General features: G+C 71.6%; 19 protein-coding genes. 11 read left to right on the forward strand and 8 right to left on the reverse strand.

Translation table 11 applies throughout. From position 1 onward, the window contains the following. Nucleotides 1–65: 65 nt before the first annotated feature. From ACWEOE_RS07435 to ACWEOE_RS07450, 4 genes are all read right to left on the reverse strand, one after another. Complete coding sequence (locus ACWEOE_RS07435) at nucleotides 66–383, reverse strand: hypothetical protein (RefSeq protein WP_452005231.1); 318 nt, start codon at nucleotides 381–383, stop codon at nucleotides 66–68. 276 nt (nucleotides 384–659) lie between these two features. Further along, complete coding sequence (gene meaB, locus ACWEOE_RS07440) at nucleotides 660–1,655, reverse strand: methylmalonyl Co-A mutase-associated GTPase MeaB (RefSeq protein ID WP_452005234.1); 996 nt, start codon at nucleotides 1,653–1,655, stop codon at nucleotides 660–662. 3 nt (nucleotides 1,656–1,658) lie between these two features. Continuing rightward, on the reverse strand, nucleotides 1,659–3,827 hold the full coding sequence (gene scpA, locus ACWEOE_RS07445) for a methylmalonyl-CoA mutase (protein ID WP_452005236.1): 2,169 nt from the start codon (nucleotides 3,825–3,827) through the stop codon (nucleotides 1,659–1,661). Nucleotides 3,828–3,909: 82 nt separating this feature from the next. Next, nucleotides 3,910–5,763, reverse strand: a complete 1,854-nt coding sequence (locus ACWEOE_RS07450) for a methylmalonyl-CoA mutase family protein (protein WP_452005238.1) — start codon at nucleotides 5,761–5,763, stop codon at nucleotides 3,910–3,912. A 222-nt stretch (nucleotides 5,764–5,985) separates the two neighbouring features. Between ACWEOE_RS07450 and ACWEOE_RS07455 the strand changes: the two genes are divergently transcribed. Further along, nucleotides 5,986–7,704 carry a serine/threonine-protein kinase gene (locus ACWEOE_RS07455; protein ID WP_452005676.1) on the forward strand — a complete coding sequence of 573 codons (1,719 nt, stop codon included), beginning with the start codon at nucleotides 5,986–5,988 and terminating at the stop codon, nucleotides 7,702–7,704. A 3-nt stretch (nucleotides 7,705–7,707) separates the two neighbouring features. Here ACWEOE_RS07455 and ACWEOE_RS07460 read toward each other — a convergent pair whose 3' ends face one another. Further along, nucleotides 7,708–8,334 carry a MerR family transcriptional regulator gene (locus ACWEOE_RS07460; protein WP_452005240.1) on the reverse strand — a complete coding sequence of 209 codons (627 nt, stop codon included), beginning with the start codon at nucleotides 8,332–8,334 and terminating at the stop codon, nucleotides 7,708–7,710. 111 nt (nucleotides 8,335–8,445) lie between these two features. Here ACWEOE_RS07460 and ACWEOE_RS07465 point away from each other — a divergent pair, with 111 nt between their 5' ends. From ACWEOE_RS07465 to ACWEOE_RS07475, 3 genes are read left to right on the forward strand one after another with little or no spacing between them, the layout of a single operon-like run. Then, nucleotides 8,446–9,396 carry a hypothetical protein gene (locus ACWEOE_RS07465; protein ID WP_452005243.1) on the forward strand — a complete coding sequence of 317 codons (951 nt, stop codon included), beginning with the start codon at nucleotides 8,446–8,448 and terminating at the stop codon, nucleotides 9,394–9,396. Next, a complete protein-coding gene (locus tag ACWEOE_RS07470; RefSeq protein ID WP_452005245.1) occupies nucleotides 9,393–9,818 on the forward strand; it encodes an ABA4-like family protein in 426 nt (141 codons plus the stop codon). The genes ACWEOE_RS07465 and ACWEOE_RS07470 overlap by 4 nt, the downstream gene beginning before the upstream one ends. Beyond that, nucleotides 9,815–10,600: a purine-nucleoside phosphorylase gene (locus tag ACWEOE_RS07475; protein WP_452005246.1), complete on the forward strand. Its 786-nt coding sequence runs from the start codon at nucleotides 9,815–9,817 to the stop codon at nucleotides 10,598–10,600. The genes ACWEOE_RS07470 and ACWEOE_RS07475 overlap by 4 nt, the downstream gene beginning before the upstream one ends. A gap of 22 nt (nucleotides 10,601–10,622) precedes the next feature. Here the strand turns inward: ACWEOE_RS07475 and ACWEOE_RS07480 are convergent, their stop codons facing one another. Both ACWEOE_RS07480 and ACWEOE_RS07485 read right to left on the reverse strand, forming a co-directional pair. After that, nucleotides 10,623–11,771 carry a nucleotide disphospho-sugar-binding domain-containing protein gene (locus ACWEOE_RS07480; RefSeq protein WP_452005248.1) on the reverse strand — a complete coding sequence of 383 codons (1,149 nt, stop codon included), beginning with the start codon at nucleotides 11,769–11,771 and terminating at the stop codon, nucleotides 10,623–10,625. Between the two features lie 32 nt (nucleotides 11,772–11,803). Further along, nucleotides 11,804–12,193 (reverse strand): hypothetical protein, encoded by a 390-nt coding sequence (locus ACWEOE_RS07485; RefSeq protein WP_452005250.1) that lies wholly within the window; start codon nucleotides 12,191–12,193, stop codon nucleotides 11,804–11,806. Between the two features lie 99 nt (nucleotides 12,194–12,292). On the opposite strand from ACWEOE_RS07485, the gene ACWEOE_RS07490 reads away from it, so the two are divergent. Together ACWEOE_RS07490 and ACWEOE_RS07495 are read left to right on the forward strand one after the other, a co-directional pair. After that, complete coding sequence (locus ACWEOE_RS07490; protein ID WP_452005252.1) at nucleotides 12,293–12,535, forward strand: hypothetical protein; 243 nt, start codon at nucleotides 12,293–12,295, stop codon at nucleotides 12,533–12,535. Nucleotides 12,536–12,558: 23 nt separating this feature from the next. Continuing rightward, nucleotides 12,559–14,190, forward strand: a complete 1,632-nt coding sequence (locus ACWEOE_RS07495) for a phospho-sugar mutase (protein WP_452005254.1) — start codon at nucleotides 12,559–12,561, stop codon at nucleotides 14,188–14,190. On the opposite strand, the gene ACWEOE_RS07500 is transcribed toward ACWEOE_RS07495, so the two are convergent. Beyond that, the gene (locus ACWEOE_RS07500; protein WP_452005256.1) at nucleotides 14,150–14,506 is read right to left on the reverse strand and encodes a hypothetical protein; all 357 of its coding nucleotides are present in this window, start codon (nucleotides 14,504–14,506) and stop codon (nucleotides 14,150–14,152) included. The genes ACWEOE_RS07495 and ACWEOE_RS07500 overlap by 41 nt on opposite strands. A gap of 101 nt (nucleotides 14,507–14,607) precedes the next feature. On the opposite strand from ACWEOE_RS07500, the gene ACWEOE_RS07505 reads away from it, so the two are divergent. The 5 genes from ACWEOE_RS07505 (at nucleotide 14,608) to ACWEOE_RS07525 (ending at nucleotide 18,495) form a co-directional block, all read left to right on the forward strand. Next, complete coding sequence (locus ACWEOE_RS07505) at nucleotides 14,608–15,018, forward strand: flavodoxin family protein (protein WP_452005679.1); 411 nt, start codon at nucleotides 14,608–14,610, stop codon at nucleotides 15,016–15,018. A gap of 312 nt (nucleotides 15,019–15,330) precedes the next feature. Next, entirely contained in the window at nucleotides 15,331–15,729 is a 399-nt protein-coding gene (locus ACWEOE_RS07510) for a helix-turn-helix domain-containing protein (RefSeq protein ID WP_452005259.1), read from the forward strand. Next, a complete protein-coding gene (locus tag ACWEOE_RS07515; RefSeq protein WP_452005262.1) occupies nucleotides 15,726–16,250 on the forward strand; it encodes a hypothetical protein in 525 nt (174 codons plus the stop codon). The genes ACWEOE_RS07510 and ACWEOE_RS07515 overlap by 4 nt, the downstream gene beginning before the upstream one ends. Then, nucleotides 16,247–17,350 (forward strand): MAB_1171c family putative transporter, encoded by a 1,104-nt coding sequence (locus ACWEOE_RS07520; RefSeq protein WP_452005263.1) that lies wholly within the window; start codon nucleotides 16,247–16,249, stop codon nucleotides 17,348–17,350. The genes ACWEOE_RS07515 and ACWEOE_RS07520 overlap by 4 nt, the downstream gene beginning before the upstream one ends. Before the next feature lie 2 nt (nucleotides 17,351–17,352). Continuing rightward, on the forward strand, nucleotides 17,353–18,495 hold the full coding sequence (locus ACWEOE_RS07525; RefSeq protein ID WP_452005266.1) for an amidohydrolase family protein: 1,143 nt from the start codon (nucleotides 17,353–17,355) through the stop codon (nucleotides 18,493–18,495). Nucleotides 18,496–18,526 lie beyond the last annotated feature (31 nt).

An 18,526-nucleotide genomic window follows, 5' to 3' on the forward strand; every position in this document is an offset into this window, starting at 1 on the left:
GAGACGGCCGGTACCGGATCTGCGTTGAACGGCCCGGCGGAATTCGGTCTGGGTGAACGGCCGGGTCAGCCCTTGCTCTTCTTCGAGCGTTGCCGGCGCCCGAAGAACACGATCGCCAGGAGGACGATGGCGACCCCACCCGCGATCAGCTTGTTCCGCGTCTTCTGCGCGTTCGCCTTGTCGGTCTGCGTCGGGTCGAGCACCGGCCCCGGATCCGCCTGTCGCGGCGCCGGGAACAGCGCTTCCGCAGGTGCGGCGACGTGGGACTGGACCTGGGTGACGACCTGCGCCGGCACCTCGACGACGGCCGCCTGGGCCGGAGCCGCGCAGAAGAACAGCGCGCCCAGCAGGCCGGCCAGCAGCAGTCCACGCACCTTCGCCATGACATCCCTTCTACGGCACTGCGTCGCATTCTGCCCGTCGAACGGCTCTGGGCGCAGCCGCCACGCGGTGGAGCCGCACCGCTGAGCCCGCCCCACCGCCCGCCGACCGCACCACCACACGGTGACCGGTCGTCACTGAACGTGGAGCGGTCGTGAGGTCTGACCAAAGTCACTTCGGGGGACCGCTCGTCCATCGAAGGGGGCCGGTGGGCCACCGAGGGTGGGTTTGGCGGGGCGGTGAGCGGGGCGGGGACCCGAACGGGGGCTTCGGCAGGCTCAGTCTTCCGCGGGCTCGCCGAACGCCGTCAGGATCCGTTCCGCGGCCAGAGTCGCCGTGAGTTCGCCGTCGCGGACGGCCCGTTCGACGTCCGCGACCTGAGCGCGAACGGCCGGGTGGGAGGTCAGCCGGTCGAGCAGCTGTTCGCGGACCATCGACCACGTCCAGTCCACCTGTTGCTGCCGGCGCCGCGAGGCGAGTTCGCCCGAGTCCTGCATCAAGGTGCGGTGGCGGCCGATGGTCGCCCAGACCTCGTCGAGGCCGGAGCCCTCCAGGGCGCTGCAGGTGAGCACCGGGGGTGTCCACGGCGCCTCCTTGCCGTAGATCATCCGCAGCGCACCCGACAGCTCGCGGGCAGCGCGGGCGGCGTCGCGGGCGTGGGGGCCGTCGGCCTTGTTCACGGCGATGACATCGGCCAGTTCGAGCACGCCCTTCTTGATTCCTTGCAGCTGGTCACCCGTGCGGGCCAACGTCAGGAAAAGGAACGTGTCCACCATGTTGGCCACCGCGACCTCGGACTGCCCGACGCCGACGGTCTCCACCAGCACCACGTCGAAGCCCGCGGCTTCCATCAGCACGATCGTCTCGCGGGTCGCCCGCGCGACGCCGCCCAGCGTGCCCGAGGTGGGCGAAGGCCGGATGAACGCGTGGGGATCCACGGCCAACCGCGACATGCGCGTCTTGTCGCCCAGGATCGAGCCGCCCGTGCGTGTCGACGAAGGGTCGACGGCGAGCACGGCGACGCGGTGGCCGGCCGCGGTGAGGTCCGTGCCCAGTTGGTCGATGAAAGTCGACTTGCCGACACCGGGCACGCCCGTGATGCCGACGCGCTGGGCGCTCCCGGCGTGCGGCAGCAGCTCCACCAGCAGCTCCTGCGCCTGCGCCCGGTGGTCGGCCCGGTGGGACTCGACCAGCGTGATCGCCTTGGACAGGGTGCCGCGGTCGCCCGCGAGCACGCCCTTCGCGTAGGCGGCGACGTCGATCCGGCGTGGCAAGGTTCAGGACTCCTGGTGCGCGAGCTGCTCCAGCAGGCCGATCGCCGCGTCGGCGATGACCGTGCCCGGGCCGAAGATCGCGGCGGCACCCGCGGCGCGCAGCTCGTCGTAGTCCTGCGGCGGGATCACGCCACCGACCACGACCATGATGTCCGAACGGCCCAGCTCCGCCAGCTCGTGCCGAAGCGCCGGCACCAACGACAGGTGCCCCGCGGCCAGCGACGACACGCCGATCACGTGCACGTCGGCCTCCGACGCCTGCCGCGCGACCTCACCCGGCGTGGAGAACAGCGGGCCGACGTCGACGTCGAAACCGAGGTCGGCGAAGCCGGTGGCGATCACCTTCTGGCCGCGGTCGTGGCCGTCCTGGCCCATCTTCGCGATCAGGATGCGCGGCCGGCGTCCCTCGTCCTCGGCGAACTTCTCGACCAGCGCACGGGCCTTCTCGACGTTGTCCGACTTCCCCACCTCTTCCCGGTACACCCCGGAGATCGTGCGGATCTGCCCGGAGTGGCGGCCCCAGATCTTCTCCAGCGCGTCGGAGATCTCACCGACGGTGGCCTTCGCGCGCGCCGCGTCGATGGCCAGCGCCAGCAGGTTGCCGTCGTTCTGCGCACCCTCGGTCAGCCGCCGCAGCGCGTCTTCCGTCGCCGCGGAGTCACGCTCTTCCCGCAGGCGCCGCAGCTTCTCCAGCTGCTGCGTGCGCACGCCGGCGTTGTCGACCTTGAGGACCTCGATCTCCATGTCGTCGGTGACCTGGTACTTGTTCACCCCGATCACGGGCTGGCGACCGGAGTCGATGCGCGCCTGCGTGCGCGCGGCGGCCTCCTCGATGCGCAGCTTCGGGATGCCCTCGTCGATCGCGCGCGCCATGCCGCCCGCGCTCTCGACCTCTGTGATGTGGCCCCACGCCTTGCGCGCCAGGTCATACGTCAGCTTCTCCACGAACGCGCTACCGCCCCACGGATCGATCACGCGTGTGGTGCCGGACTCCTGCTGCAGCAGCAGCTGCGTGTTGCGGGCGATGCGCGCGGAGAAGTCCGTCGGCAGCGCCAGGGCCTCGTCGAGCGCGTTGGTGTGCAGCGACTGCGTGTGCCCCTGCGTCGCGGCCATCGCCTCGACGCACGTGCGCGTGACGTTGTTGTACACGTCCTGCGCGGTCAGCGACCAGCCCGACGTCTGCGAGTGCGTGCGCAGCGAAAGCGACTTTTCGCTCTTCGGGTCGAACTGCTTCACGAGCTTCGCCCACAGCAGCCGAGCCGCCCGCAGCTTCGCGACCTCCATGAAGAAGTTCATGCCGATCGCCCAGAAGAACGACAGCCGCGGCGCGAACTTGTCCACGCCCAGCCCCGCGTCGACGCCCGCCCGGATGTACTCGACGCCGTCGGCCAGCGTGTACGCCAGCTCCAGATCGGCGGTCGCCCCGGCCTCCTGCATGTGGTAGCCGGAGATCGAGATCGAGTTGTACTTCGGCATGTGCTGCGAGGTGTAGGAGAAGATGTCGGAGATGATCCGCATCGACGGCTGCGGCGGGTAGATGTAGGTGTTGCGGACCATGAACTCCTTGAGGATGTCGTTCTGGATCGTCCCCGCGAGCTGCTCCGGGGCCACCCCCTGCTCCTCCGCGGCCACCACGTAGAGCGCGAGCACGGGCAGCACGGCGCCGTTCATCGTCATCGACACGCTCATCTTGTCCAGCGGGATGCCGTCGAAGAGCTGGCGCATGTCGTAGATCGAGTCGATCGCCACGCCCGCCATGCCGACGTCGCCGGACACGCGCGGGTGGTCGGAGTCGTAGCCGCGGTGCGTGGCCAGGTCGAACGCCACCGACAGGCCCTTCTGCCCGGCCGCGAGGTTGCGGCGGTAGAAGGCGTTGGACTCCTGCGCGGTGGAGAACCCGGCGTACTGGCGGATCGTCCACGGCTGGTTCACGTACATCGTGGGGTACGGGCCGCGCAGGAACGGCGCGATGCCCGGGTACGTGCCCAGGAAGTCCACATCGGACAGATCCTCCGCGGTGTAGACCGGCTTCACGCCGATGCCCTCGGGCGTCTCCCAGGCCAGCGCGTCCGGGCCCTTGCCGGTGGCGTCCTGCACGGCCTGCGCCCACGCGGCGCGATCGCCCGGCTCGGGCGTGCCGAGCGGAACGTCGGCGAAGTTGGGGATGCTCATGCCGCCGCCTCCATGAGGAGTTGCACGCCGGCCGATCGGGAGGCGCCGGCATGAATTTCGATGATTCGCTTGCGAGCTGCGCTCATGCTTCCACTCCCAGCTGCTGGTGGACGCCGGTCAGGACTTCGAGCGCGTCGCAGCCCGCGAACACGTTGCCGCTCACGCCCGGGTAACTCGCCTTGCCCGCGAGCAGCACCGTTTCGGCGCCGAGCGCGGCGGCGACGTCGGCCGCCTGCTCCTCGTACGCGGCGTCGGTGCCGCAGAGGCACGCGATGCGCGCGCCGCTCTCGCGGAACGCGCCGGGCAGGTCGTCGGTCGCCCCCGGGTTCACGACCTCGAGGCCGCCGGCCTGGAAGAGGTTGGCCGCGAAGCCCGCGCGCGTGGTGTGGGCGGCGACGGGACCGAGCGTGGCGAGGAAGACCTTCGGCCGTTCGCCGTGCTCGGCCAGGTACCGGTCGGCGGCGTCGCGCAGCTTTTCGAACGCTTCGGCGTAGCGGTGGCGGGGCAGGCCACCGTCCGAAGTGGACTCCGCGGGTTCACGCGTCACGGGCTTCTCCGCCAGGTTCGGGAACTCGCTCACGCCGGTGATCGGGTCGCGGCGCGTGGCCAGGCGCTTCGCGCGCTTGTCCCACGTGGCCGCCAGCCGCCCGGCCAGCGCGCCCGAGGCCAGCTCGGCCTCCACGCCACCCGCGCCTTCGATCGCGGTGAACTCGGCCCACGCGGCCTTCGCCAGCTCATCGGTGAGCTGCTCGACGTACCAGGAGCCGCCGGCCGGGTCGATCACGCTGCCGAGCTTCGACTCCTCCAGCAACACCGCGTTGGTGTTGCGGGCGATGCGCGCGGAAAACGCGTCGGGCTGGCCGATAGCGGCGTCGAACGGCAGCACCGTCACTGCGTCCGCGCCGCCGACGCCCGCGGCGAAGCACGCGACCGTGGTGCGCAGCATGTTCACCCACGGGTCGCGCTGGGTGAGCATCGCGGGCGAGGTCACGGCGTGCTGGTGCATACCACGGGTACCGGCGGCCGCGCCGGAAACTTCGAGCACGCGGTCCCACAGCCGACGGGCGGCGCGGAACTTGGCGATGGTGAGGAACTGGTCGGCCGTGGCGGCCAGGCGGAACTCCAGCTGCGCGGCCGCGGCTTCGACGTCCAGGCCCGCTTCCGTGAGCGCCCGCAGGTACGCGACGCCGACGGCGACGGTCGCGCCCAGCTCCTGCGCGTCGGAACCGCCGGCCTCGTGGAACGGCAGGCCGTCGGCGACGAGCGTGCGTACCTTCGGGTACTTCGCGGCCACGCGCGCGGCCAGCTCGGCTGCGGGGGCGACGGGCAGTGCCTCGCCGGTGCGCGCGGCGAAGCCGATCGGATCCGCGCCGAGCACCGCGACCGCCTCACTGGGCGGAATTTCGCGCTCCGCCAACACGTCCAGCAGCGCTTCGGCCGCGGCTGCGTAGTCCGCGCCGGCGTCGAGGACCACGGGGGCGAGGTCGAGGTAGACCTCGTTCAGCGCGTCGGCCAGGGCGTCGATCGGCAGCCCTTCAACTCCGACGCGCAGCCACACGGACGTGGCGCCGCCTTCGAGGTCGGCGAGGATCGCGGTGTTGGTGGCCTTCGCATCGGCCCGCAGGTGCCGCACGCGCACGTCCCACCCGGTGCCGACCACGCCTTCGGGCCGCGCGCCGCGCACGTACGGCGGCAAGCCCGGGTAGCCGGCGTCGCCGACGGCGTCTTCGCGCGTGTACAGCGGCCGGATGTCGAAACCGTCGTACGTGTGGGTGACGAGCTTGCTCTCCGGCGCGCCCGTGAAGTCCTCCGGCAGGCGGCCGCTCTTGCGCAGCACTCCCGCCACGAGTTCCTGCCACCGCGCCCGGTCGGCGGCCGGGAACCCGGCGGCCAGCGCGAGCTCGGGTCCGGAGATCGGCCCAGCCACGTTCGTCATACCCAGTGATGGTAGAGGCACGCCAGTGCCGGCACCTGTGACTCTAGTCGCCCCACCGGAGTGTTCAGGGGTATCCGCCGAACACGGGCGGGGCACCTCTTGCCCACTGGGTCGAAGTGTGTCGGTGCCTTACGACACAATCAGGGGGTGTCGTCCTCGCAGGAAGAGCCGAGCCCGAACGAGCCGAGCACACCGGAGTCCGGCTCGGGGCAGTCGTCCCGGGTGGTCGCCGGGCGCTACCGGCTGCGCTCCGTGCTCGGCGCGGGGTCGATGGGCACGGTGTGGTCGGCCTACGACGAGTTCCTCCACCGGCCGGTGGCCGTCAAGGAGATGAAGCTGCCGCCGGGCGTCCCGGCGTCGCAGGCCGACGAGCTGCGCGAGCGGACGCTGCGCGAGGCGCGCGCCATCGCGGTGCTGTCGCACCCGAACGTGATCATCCTGCACGACGTCGCGCGCGACAACAACGAACCGTTCGTGGTCATGGAGCTGCTGCCCTCGCGCAGCCTCGCGCACATCCTGCGTGATCACGGACCGCTCACCGTGGAGCAGACGGCGGCCGTCGGCATCGCCGTCGCCGCCGCGCTCGAAGCGGCGCACGACGCCGGCATCACCCACCGCGACGTGAAGCCGGGCAACGTGCTCGTGGCCGGTGACGGCCGCATCAAGCTCACCGACTTCGGCATCGCGCGCAACGTCTCCGAAGCCACCATGACCCGCACCGGGATCATGCTCGGCTCGCCCGCCTACATCGCCCCGGAAGTCGCCTCGGGCGGTGCGGTCACGCCGGCGGCCGACCTGTGGGGCCTGGGCGCGACGCTGTTCGCCGCCGTCGAGGGGGCCCCGCCGTACGACGCGGACGGCGATCCACTGGAGACGGTCGGCAAGGTCGTGAACGGCTCGGTGCCCAAGCCGAAGCCGGGGCCGCTGGCCGACGTGATCGCCGCGTTGATGAAGAAGGAACCGGAGAAGCGGATCTCGCTGCGCGAGGTCCGCCACCGGCTGTACCCGTTGCAGGGCAAGACCGCGCTCGACTTGTTCGGACCGGAGCTGTTCCGCACGCCGGACGGGAAGAAGACCTCCGCGCAGCTCGACGCCACCGACACGCAGGTGCTGGAGACGGTGGCGCCGACCGGGTCCGCTGCCGCGCAGAAGAAGTCGGAACGCAGTGGTGCGCTCGCGGCGGACCCCGGACCGTTGCCGTTCCTGCGGCAGAACGCGCCGGCCGCCCCGGCCCCCGTCGCCGCGGCGGCCCCCGCACGACGCAGCACGCGGGCGTCGGCACTGCTGGCTCTGGCGGCGGTGGTGCTGTTCCTCATCGCGGGCGTCGGCGGGTTCGCTCTCGCGCGCCTGATCAGCGGCCAGCCCCTCGTTCCACCCGCCGGCAGCGCCGCTCCCGCCGGGTCGGCGAACACCACGGAGGCACCGGCGCAGCTGAAGCTGGTGCCGCAGCACGGCAACGCCAGCGAAACGGCCAACGCCACCCGCGACACCGAGTACGTCATCTCGGTGCCGGAAGGCTGGCAACGCTTCATCGCCGGCCGGATCTCGAACAACCTCGGTTCGTCCACAGTGGTGCAGTACGTGTCGCCGGACGGACACCTGTCCCTGCGCATCGAACGCTTCCCGGGCTACCTCGCCAAACACGACGAGTCGGACTACGAGGCCAGCCTCCAGGCCGCGGGCCCGAATTCGTTCAACTTCGTCGTACCGCCCACGAAAACCGATGCCGGCACCGAGCTGAAATACCGCACGTCGGAACACAGCCAACCCGGTCGGCGCGGCTCGGACTCCGGGATCACCCGCACGACGTTCGCTCTCCTCAAGACTTCGAACGACTCGCTGTGGGCCGTGTCGCTCACGGTGCCCGCGGAGATCGAGAACGTCGGCGGGCCGACGTGGGACCAGATCAAGAAGACGCTCTCTTTCCCGGGCCAGCAGTAGGGTTCAGCGCAACCCGTCCGGATACCTCCGCCGCGACTCCGCCCCCTGCGCCAGCCGCCGCAGCCCCGCGAACAGCCGGTCCCCCAGTACGGTGCCGACCACCGCCGCCTCCACGATGCGGTCCAGGGACGCCTGGGCGCTGAGGGTGTCGAGGTCGACCTCGGCGATGCGGTCGGCGAGGGTGGCGTAGTCGTCGAGGCTGTCGACGAGCGCCGGGTGGCCCAGCGCGCGCAGGGTGCACAGCGTGGTGACCAGGCCGGGCGCCGCGGGGTGTTCGGGGGTGAACTTCCAGCCGTGGGCGGTGGCGACCTTTCCCAGGAGGTCCAGGGCCCACGCACGGGCCTCGTCGTCGCGGTCATCGCTGCCGCCGACGAGGGCGCGCTGGGTGACACCCAGGACCTCGTTGGTGGGCCGGCCCGCGTCGATGGCCGCGAGGACGCCGCCGACGGTCGCCACCGAGAGGCCGCCGACGTCGAGCAGGGCGCGGATCAGCTTGAGGCGCTGCACGTGCTCGTCGCCGTAACGCGCCTGGTTGGGGCTGGTGCGCTCGCCCGGCGGGAGCAGGCCTTCGCGCAAGTAGTACTTGATCGTCGCGACCGGCATGCCGGATTCGGCGCTCAGTTCGGCCATCCGCACGGCCGCATCAACTCCCGGTTCGGGGAAAAACCCTGAGGACTTCTCAGCTTGGATAGTCTAGCTTCCCATAACAGATAGTTTCACTATCCATTCCGGGAGGACGACATGACGACGCTCGTGAGCTCAACGAACACCTGGCAGCGCCCGGCCACTCGCTTCGCCGCGACCCTCGTGGTCACGGCGCTGGCGTGCGTCGTCGCGATGGTGGTGGACCAGCGCACGGTGCTCGGCGCGCCCGTGTGGGCGAAGATGCTGAAGTTCGCGATCTCGGGCGCGTTGTACTTCTTCACCTGGGGCTGGCTCGTGTCGCTGCTGCCGCGCTTCCGCCGGACCGCGAACGTCGCCACGAACGCGGCCATCGGGCTGTTCACCGCGGAGTACGCGGTGATGGTGTTCCAGGCCGTGCGCGGCCGGCCCAGCCACTTCAACAACGCGACCCCGCTGGACAACACGCTGTTCCAGATCATGGGTGGCATGGTCGCCGTCCTCTGGGTCGCGACGCTCGTGCTCACGGTCCTGCTGATGTTCACCCACCTGGAAGATCGCGCCACCCACTGGGCCGTGCGCACCGGCGCGGTCATCTCCCTCATCGGCATCGGCCTCGGCGCGCTGATGACGAGCCCCACCGCGGCGCAGCTGGTGTCGCTGAAGGCCACCGGGACGTCGGCGCTGGTGGGCGCACACAGCGTCGGCGTCGCGGACGGCGGCCCCGGTCTGCCGATCCTCGGCTGGAGCACCACCGGTGGTGACCTGCGCATCCCCCACTTCACCGGAATGCACGCGCTGCAGCTGCTCCCCCTGGTGGCGCTGGGCCTCGGCCTGCTGGCCACGCGCATCCCGCGGCTGCGTGACAGCGCCGTGCGCGTCCGGCTCGTGTGGGTCGCGACGGTCGGCTACGCGGGCCTCGTCGCCCTCGTCACCTGGCAGGCCGTGCGCGGCGAATCCCTGGTCCACCCGAGCGCGCCGACGTTGACGGCCGCCGGGGCACTGGTCGCGGCCGTGGCGCTGGGCACGCTGGCGTCGGTGTACCGGCCGGCGCGGGAGCTCGTGCGATGACCCAGCAGGTGTTCACCTGGACCTTCCCCCTCGCCACGCCGTTCTGGGCACTGCTGATCTTCGCCCCCGCCTGGCGGTGGACACCGCGGATCATGGCTTCGCCGTGGGTGCCCGTGCTGCCGTTGGCGTGCTACTTCGCGGTGGCGCTGCCGCACTTCGGTGAGCTGTGGCAGGCCGTGAGCCGGCCCGACCTGGCCCTGCTGCAAGCGTTTGCGGGGTCCTCGGCGGGGGCGGCGCTGATCTGGGCGCAGCTGATCGCGTTCGACCTGTTCCTCGGGCGGTGGATGTACTTCGAGGGGCGCCGGCTCGGCATCCCGTGGTGGCTGGTCAGCCCGGTCCTCGTGCTGACCATCTTCCTGTCGCCGTTCGGGCTGGTGGTGTTCTTGATCATCCGCAGCGCCCGGTTACGCTCGGCGCCATGACCAACCACGAGGAAGCGGCCGCGGCCGCCATCGCCGAGCGGACCGGCGTCGAGAAGCACGACATCGCCGTGGTGCTCGGCTCGGGCTGGCGCCCGGCCGCGGACGTGATCGGCACGGCCGAGGCGGAGATCCCGTTCGGCGAGCTGCCCGGTTTCACCACGCCTGGCGCCGTGGGGCACCCCGGCACCGTCCGGTCGTTGAAGATCGGCGACAAGCGCGCGCTGGTGCTGCTGGGGCGCACGCACTTCTACGAGGGCAAGGGCGTCGACCCGGTGGTGCACAACGTGCGCACCGCCGCCGCGGCCGGGGCGCGCACCGTGCTGCTCACCAATGCGGCCGGCGGTCTGCGCGAGGACTTCAGCGTCGGGCAGCCGGTGCTGATCTCCGACCACCTCAACCTCACGGCCCGCTCGCCGATCGTCGGCGCGAACTTCGTGGACCTGACCGACCTCTACTCCGCGCGGCTGCGCGCCCTGGCGAAGGAGATCGACGGCTCGCTGGAGGAGGGCGTGTACGCCGGCCTCACCGGTCCGCACTTCGAGACGCCCGCCGAGATCCGCATGCTGCGCACGATGGGCGCGGACCTCGTCGGCATGTCGACCGTGCTGGAGGCCATCGCGGCCCGTGCCGCCGGGGTCGAGGTGTTCGGGCTCTCGCTCGTGACCAACCTCGCCGCCGGCATGACGGGCGAGCCGCTCAACCACGAAGAAGTCCTCGAGGCCGGCCGCCAGGCCGCGACCCGCATGGGCTCGCTGCTCAAGGACCTCATCGCCCGCGCGTGACGGTCCGCGCGGCTGCCCGGCCTCACGCGTAGCCGGGCAGCTGCGCGGCCACCTCGTCCGGCGACGGCATCGCCGCCACCTCGGCCGCCACCTCACGCACGGCGTCGGCCACCGCCGAGTCCGCCAGCAGCCGCCGCGCGCCCTCCCGCACCGCCTCGGCCGTGACGGCCGCGCCGAGCAGCCGTTCACCGACGCCGGCCGCGGCCACGGCCTCGGCGTTGGTGAACTGGTCCGCTCCTTGCGGCAGCACGAGCTGCGGCACCCCGGCGGAAAACGCGCCCATCGTCGTGCCGCTGCCGCCGTGGTGCACCACGAGGTCCACGTGCGGCAACAGCTCCGACTGCGGCACCCAAGCCTCGAGCCGCACGTTCGCCGGCACTTCACCCAGCGAGGCCACGTCCACCGACGGGCCGGTCGCCACCAGCACGTCGGCGTCCAGTGCCGCCAGCCCGGTGATCGCCGAGGTCAGGATGTGCGCCTGGCTCATCGGCGTGGTGCCCAGCGTCAGGTAGACGAGTGGCCGCTGCCGGTCCACGACTCCCGCGGGCAGATCACCCGGCTCGCTCCAGCCCACCGGCCGCAACGGCAGCCGCCGTGCGCGCGCCACGAACTCCGGCGACTGCACCGACGGCGGGCAGATGTCCACGAACGGGTTGCCCCACGAGGGCCGGTCGCCGCCCGTGATGCCCAGCTCGGCCGCGTAGTCGTCGAGCGCGCCGCGGATCTCCGTCATCAGGCCGTCCTTCGAGACGCGCCCGAACCCGTGGCCCATCGCGGGGATGCCGGCCTTCATCGCCGCGAACGCGCCGCCGGAATTGCCGACCTCGTAGACCACCAGGTCCGGCCGTTCGCGCTCGAACAGCGCGCCGAGATCGGCGACGAACCGCTCGGGCAGCACGCGCCCGAACACCCGGTCGATGACCTCGTTCATCTCCTCGTCCGACGCCTCGCGCCGGCGCTGCGCCGGATCACCGGCGTACTGCGAGGCGAAGGCCTGGTAGATCGTGAGACCGGCCTTCACCGGCCGCAGACCCGCCTTGTCGAGCACCGGGTGGAAGTCCTCCGCGGTCGCGAACGCGACCTCGTGCCCCGCCGCGCGCGCGGCGACCGCGAGCGGGATCAGCGGGTAGAGGTGGCCATGGGACGCGAGGGAGGTGAACACAAGTCGCACTTGCCCGACGGTAGTGACTTCGCGGTGCTCCGTCAGGTGAATTCGGCAAGGACCTCGATCGTCCGCCGTTGTTCGGCGGGGGATCCTTGCGGCGAAAAGAAGAATTCGGTCACACCGGCGTCGCGCAGCCGCCCGAGCTGAGTCACGACGGAGTCCTCGTCCCCCGCCACCGCGACCTCGCCGGCACCGGCGACGCCCTCGCGCTCGAACACCGCCCGGTACTCCGGTGATTGCGCCGCCAGTGCGAAATCCGCCGAAATCCGTTGCCGTACCGAGGCTTCCGCGGCGGTGACGCACACCGGCAACCCGGCGATCACGCGCTTCCCGAGCCCCATCGACGGCACGACGTGCTCCCCCAACGTCCGCGGCCCGGCCAACCACGTGACCGTGCCGTCGGCCAGCTCACCCGCGACCCGCAGCATCGCGGGCCCGACCGATCGCCAAGACGAACTACGGCGTACCCGTTCGGCGCACTGATCGGCGAAGCGTTCCCGACGCGGATCCGCGGCCTCGGTATGTCCGTGGCCTACAGCCTCGCGGTGGCCGTCTTCGGCGGCCTCACCCCGCTCGCGTCGACGCTGCTGATCGACCTGACGAAGAACAAGATGGCGCCGGGTTACCTGCTGATCGGCGCGTCGGTGCTCGCCGGCCTCGCCCTCGTGTTGCTCAGGCTGCGTCATCGCGACGGCCACCACCAGCGGACCGAACAGCCCGCCGACCAGGGCAAGGCCGGCGCCGAGCCACTCGCCACCACCACGGACTGACCTCGGCGCCGTAGGCTGGCGCGGTGCAGAACACGATTGCTCCCGAGCTGCGCGAGGCCACCCACCGGTGGATCGCCGAAGACCCCGACCCGGCCACGCGCGAAGAGCTGCAGGCAGTGCTCGAACGCGCCCTCGCCGGGGAGCCCGACGCGGCCGCCGAGCTCGCCGACCGGATGGCCGGGCCGCTGGAGTTCGGCACGGCCGGGCTGCGCGGGCCGGTGCGGGCGGGGCCGAACGGCATGAACGTCGCGGTCGTCACGCGGACCACGGCGGGCGTCGCGAAGTGGCTCAAGGACAAGGGCCACGAACGTGGGGTGGTCGTGGTCGGCCGCGACGCTCGCCACGGTTCGGAGGCATTCGCGGAGGCTGCGGCCGAAGTGCTCGTGGCGGCGGGCTTCGCCGTGAAGACGATGCCGCTGCCGTTGCCGACGCCGCTGCTCGCGTATTCGGTGAAGCACTACGACGCCATCGCCGGGATCCAGATCACCGCGTCGCACAACCCGCCCGCGGACAACGGGTACAAGCTCTACGACAGCACCGGCGGACAGATCGTGCCGCCGTCGGACGGCGAGATCGAGCGGGCCATCCAGGCCGCGCCCGCCGCCGTCGAGGTCCGGCGGGCGACGGGCGGCGAAGTCGTCGACCCGCGGCCCGCGTACCTCGCCGACGTCGCCGCGCTGCCGCACGGGCCGGAGCGCGAGCTGCGGATCGCCGCCACCGCGCTGCACGGCGTCGGCGCGGCAACCCTCGAGACGGCGCTCGCGCAGGCCGGATTCACCGACGTGCACTTCGTGGCCGCGCAGTCGCAGCCCGACGCCGACTTCCCCACCGTGTCGTTCCCCAACCCCGAAGAACCCGGCGCCACCGACCTGCTGCTGGAGCTCGCGTCCGAAGTGGACGCCGACCTGGCTGTGGCGCTCGACCCCGACGCCGACCGCTGTGCCCTCGGTGCGCGCGGCCGTGACGGCGCGTGGCGCATGCTGCGTGGCGACGAAACGGGTGTGCTGTTGGGCTCGCACATTCTGTCCACAACGGACAACCCCCACCCGCTGGTGGCGACGACCATCGTGTCCTCGTCGCTGCTCGGTGAGCTGGCGAAGGCGGCAAACGCGCGCTACGCCGAGACGCTCACCGGCTTCAAGTGGCTCGTGCGCGCGGGCGAGGGCCTGGTCTTCGCCTACGAGGAAGCCCTCGGCCTCTGCGTGAACCCCGGGTTCGTGCGGGACAAGGACGGCATCGCCGCGTCGGTGTTCGCCGCCGGGTTCGCCGCGGCGCTCAAGGCGGCCGGCCGCGGGCCGCTCGACGTGCTCGACGACATCGCCACCCTCCACGGTGTGCACCTCACCGACCAGGTTTCCTTGCGCGTCACCGATCTCGCCGTGCGCGGCACGCTGATGGCCGGCCTGCGCGCCGAGCCGCCGGCGACGCTGGGCGAGGTACCCGTGACGCTGGAGGACCTGCTGCCCGACGCCGACGTGCTGCGGCTGAGCGGCGACGGCCTGCGCGTGGTGATCCGCCCGTCGGGCACCGAGCCGAAACTGAAGGCCTATCTGCAGGTGGTTGTCCCGGTGACCGGTGACCTCACGGCGGCGCGGCAGTCCGCGGCCGCCAGGCTCAGCGCGGTGCGCCAGGACATCGACAGGTTGCTGAGCTGACCGCCGCGGGAATCCCGGGGTCGACTTCGCGGCCCAGCAGGCTGGGCCCGAGCAGGCCCGCGACGTCGACCACCAGCAGCACCACGAACGCGGCGATGTACTCGCGCCGCCGCACGACGATCGCGAAAACCAAGCCCACCAGGGAAGGCACCGTCCACGGCCACAGCTGATCGACCTCGTCGGTCCAGTCGCCCGGGCTGAAAATCGCGTCGGCGAACGCGCCGAATACCAGTATGAGCGTGCAGACGAGCCCGGCGAGGCCGAGCACCACGAGCGCGGCCACGGCAAGACGGGGCCGCAGCTTGTCCCCCATCACCGGACCCAGCCTGCCCGCGCGCGGGCGCCCGCACAAGTGGCAGGCTGGGTCCGGTGAAACCGGCCAAGCTCTTGTTCGTGCACCACACGCCGTCGCCGTCGATGCAAGCGATGTTCGAAGCCGTGCTCGCCGGGGCGAAGCACCCCGACATCGAGGGCGTGGAAGTCGTCCGGCGGCCCGCGCTCGGCGCCACCGCCGCCGACGTGCTCGACGCCGACGGGTACCTGCTCGGCACACCCGCGAACCTCGGCAGCATGAGCGGTGCGCTCAAGCACTTCTTCGACACCGTCTACTACCCGTGCCTCGACGCGACGCGGGGCCGCCCGTTCGGCGCGTACGTGCACGGCAACAACGACACGGCCGGTACCGTGCGCCAGCTCGGGTCGATCACCACGGGGCTCGGCTGGACGCAGGTCACGGACCCGGTCCTGGTCACGGGTGAACCGGACAAAGCGACCTTGGCGGCGTTGCGGGAGCTGGGGGCGACGGTGGCCGCGACGCTGATGGAGTGAGGCCCTGAACTGTATCTTCCAAAAAGTAAGGGGCCTGTCACCGGAAGCCCTGGGGGTCGACCTCCGGCAACAGGCCAGATCAAGGGTTCGCTACGAGGCGATCAACCTTGACCACGCAAGCGTACTACAAATGGCTGATCCCGGCGAGCCAGGCGCAGGACAAGATCCCGCTCCGGGTTCCGGACACCCCCAGAGTGCGGACACCTCCGGAGCGGGACGCGGCCACTGTAAACCACTGCATACAGGTGGTGTCAACAAGTGCGTACAGTGGACTCGGCGCTAAAATCCGGATCAGGGAGAGGGGGGTGGGTCATGCAACGCACCTTCGCGGAAAAGCTCAGCGCGCTCATCGACTCGTCCCGGGCCGACGGCCGCGCACCGCACAGCTACCGCGAGATGTCGGCGGCGATCGAGCGCGCCGGCGGGCCCGCGATGTCACCGGCCTACCTGCAGCAGCTGGCCACGGGTAAACGGATCAACCCGAAGATCCACTACGTCGAGGCGCTGGCGAAGCTGTTCGGCGTGCCGGTCACGTACTTCTTCGACGACGAGAGCGAACGCTCGTCGAGCGGGGCGCCCGCCGTCGAGGCCAAACTGATGGCCATGCGCGCGCAGGAACTCTCCCCACAGGGCCGGCGTCAGGTGATGGACCTGCTCGACCTCGTCGAACGCTACGAGCGCGCCGAACGGGAAGGCCCCGCCGGGTCGTGAAGGAACGCGAACTGCGCAAACGCTGCCGACGGCTGCTGAAGGACCTCGACATCAGCCCGCCGCTCGACGTCGCGCAGTTGTGCGCGCGGCTCGGCGAGCGCCGGGGCCGCCCGATCCGGCTCATGGCCTACCCACTTGAGGTGCCCGGGCCGTTCGGCTGCTGGATCGCGACCGCGGCGGCCGACTACATCTTCTTCCAGCAGGAAACCACGAAGGCCCACCAGGACCACATCATCCTGCACGAACTCGGCCACCTGCTCGCCGATCACGAGCCCGGCGGCGACGCCGAACCGGCCGATTTCCTGCGGGGCCCGGCCGTCGAGAGCCTCGACGGCGACGCGGTGCGACGCGCCCTGCGCCGCACCTCCTACGACGACGCCCACGAATGGGAAGCCGAGACGGTGGCCACGATCATCCTCGAGTGGGCGTCGGTGCTGAACTACACGATCCCCCGCGCCGCGGCCGACCACGACCTGCGGCGCATCCAAGGCACGTTGGGCGACCACCAGGGCTGGTTGTGACTGCCGCGTTTTTCGTCCTCTTCGCCGCCGCGCTGGCTTGGCGCGGGTACCAGCTCGTGCGGTCGCCGAGGCTGCCGAACTGGGCCGTCACGGTCACCATCGCCGCGTTCGCGCTGGCGTTCCTCTTCCAGCAAGCCGGCGTCACCAGCTGGTTCGACGGCCTGACCGCACCCGGCGGCGCCCGGCTGGTGAACAACGTGCTGCTCTCGTGCGGCGTCTGCTCACTGCTGATCTTCTTCCTCGGCTCCGCCCTCGGCCCGCGCCAGGTCCGCCGGGTGGCGCTGGAGCTCCTGCCGCTGGCGGTCGCGATCGCCGTGATGACCGTGGCGCTCGCGAGCACGCCGCTGCCGTTGCGGGGCGCCGCGCTCGGGCCGGACACGGTGCACGAGCCGGGGATCGCGTTGTTCTACTTCGGCGCGGGGCTGTACCTGATCTACGCGATCACGGCGTGCGCGGTGTGGATCGTGCGCTACCAGCGCGTGGCCGACCCGCACCTGCGCACGGGCCTGCGAATCGGCGCGGCGAGCTTGTTCGCGGCGGCGGCCGGCAGCGTGTTCCGCGCGCTGTACCTGGTGGTGGCGTGGGTGTTCGACGTGACCGTGCCGGCGTTGCTGTGGCTGGGGGTGCCGCTGGTGATCCTCGGCAGCGTGCTGTTCCTCGCGGGCATCACCTACCCCGGCGCGCGCGCCCGTGTCGCGGCGGTGGCCCGGCGGCGCCGGCACCGGGCCGACCACCACCGGCTCGCTCCACTGTGGACGCTGCTGGTGGCCGCGTACCCGAGCATCGTGCTGCGAACGCCGCCGGGTGGCGGGCTGCGCGACCGCTTCGCCGTGCACCGCCGCTACTACCGGCGCGTGATCGAGATCCGCGACGGGCTCGTGCAGCTGAGCCCCTACCTGGAGACGGACCTGGCCTCGCTCGCCGCCGACGACCCGGCCGCGGCGGCCGCCGCCCTGCACGAGGCACTGGCCCGGCACGCGGCGGGTGAGGCCAGCGACGGGCGGGCCAAGCTCGTGCTGCCGGGCGGCGGCGCGGACCTGGAGTCGGACGTGCGGCCGCTGCTGTCGCTGGCGAGTTCGCTGGCAGGAAAGGAAAGCTGAGCGTGGACACCCTCATCACGGCGGCCCGGGTGCTGCCGCGGCCCTCGACCCCGATCGACGGCGGCGCGGTGCTGGTGCGCGACGGCGAGATCGCCGCGGTCGGGCGGCGCGAAGACGTGGCCGCGGCGGCCGTCGACCCCGTGGTCCACGACTTCCCCGGCGCGACGGTGCTGGCTGGGCTGATCAACTCCCACGTGCACCTCTCCTTCGACGCCACGCGTGAAATGCTGCCGAACTTCCTGGCGAGCGACGAAACCGCGATCGCGGCCGGTGCGCGGGACCGCCTGGAGCAGCTGCTGCGCAGCGGCGTCACGACCGTGCGCGACCTCGGCGCCCGCACGGTGCTGAAGGCGGCCCGTGGCCCGCGGGTGCTCGCGGCCGGGCCGCCGCTCACCGTCCCGGAAGGACACTGCCACTTCTTCGGCGGTGTCGTCACGTCCGACGCCGAGATCCGCGCGCGCATAGACGCCACCGCGGCCGCGGGCGCCGCCGTGATCAAGGTGATGGCCGGCGGCGGCCAGATCACACCCGGTGGTGCCGAGATGTGGGAATCGCAATTCGACGCGCGCCGGCTCGGCGTGGTCGTTTCGCAGGCCGCCCGGCGTGGGCTGCCCGTCGCCGCGCACGCCCACGGCGCCGACGCCATCGCCGACTGCGTCGAGGCCGGCGTGTCGACGATCGAGCACTGCACGTTCATGACCGGCCCGCAGCAGACCGACCTGCGCCCGGAACTCGCGCGCCGCATGGCCGCGGGCGGTACCTCGGCGTGCTCCACGAGCAGCCGCAACTGGCGGATGATGGCCGAGCGCATGGGCGAGGACCTCGCGCGGCGCGTCTACGGGCGGCTGCCGTGGCTGGAGGAGCACGGCGTGCGCCTGCTCTCGGGCACCGACGCCGGCCTGCCCGGCTCGACGTTCGACGATCCGCTCGGCGCGCTGGAGCTCTACGAATGGCTCGGCTTCTCCCGGCGGCGGATCCTCGAGATCGCCACGGAGGACAGCGCGGCGGGCCTCGGCCTGGGTGCGGTCACCGGCCGCCTGGAGCCGGGGCTGTCCGCCGATCTGCTGGTGGTCGATGGCGACCCGCTGGCCGAGCTGTCGGCGCTGGGCAAGCCGCTGCTGGTCATGGCGCGCGGCGTCGCCTGAGCCTTCCCCGCGGGAGTCGATCTTGATCTTC

It is taken from the genome of Amycolatopsis sp. NPDC004368, assembly GCF_053602515.1.

Coding starts and splice junctions, on each gene's coding strand:
- ACWEOE_RS07485 (WP_452005250.1), bottom strand. CDS start 12,193: ATGCTGCGGGTCGCGGGTGAGCTGGCCGACGGCACGGTCACGTGGTTG.
- ACWEOE_RS07460 (WP_452005240.1), bottom strand. CDS start 8,334: ATGGCCGAACTGAGCGCCGAATCCGGCATGCCGGTCGCGACGATCAAG.
- scpA (WP_452005236.1), bottom strand. CDS start 3,827: ATGAGCATCCCCAACTTCGCCGACGTTCCGCTCGGCACGCCCGAGCCG.
- ACWEOE_RS07505 (WP_452005679.1), top strand. CDS start 14,608: ATGCAAGCGATGTTCGAAGCCGTGCTCGCCGGGGCGAAGCACCCCGAC.
- ACWEOE_RS07465 (WP_452005243.1), top strand. CDS start 8,446: ATGACGACGCTCGTGAGCTCAACGAACACCTGGCAGCGCCCGGCCACT.
- ACWEOE_RS07470 (WP_452005245.1), top strand. CDS start 9,393: ATGACCCAGCAGGTGTTCACCTGGACCTTCCCCCTCGCCACGCCGTTC.
- ACWEOE_RS07435 (WP_452005231.1), bottom strand. CDS start 383: ATGGCGAAGGTGCGTGGACTGCTGCTGGCCGGCCTGCTGGGCGCGCTG.
- ACWEOE_RS07450 (WP_452005238.1), bottom strand. CDS start 5,763: ATGACGAACGTGGCTGGGCCGATCTCCGGACCCGAGCTCGCGCTGGCC.
- ACWEOE_RS07510 (WP_452005259.1), top strand. CDS start 15,331: ATGCAACGCACCTTCGCGGAAAAGCTCAGCGCGCTCATCGACTCGTCC.
- ACWEOE_RS07475 (WP_452005246.1), top strand. CDS start 9,815: ATGACCAACCACGAGGAAGCGGCCGCGGCCGCCATCGCCGAGCGGACC.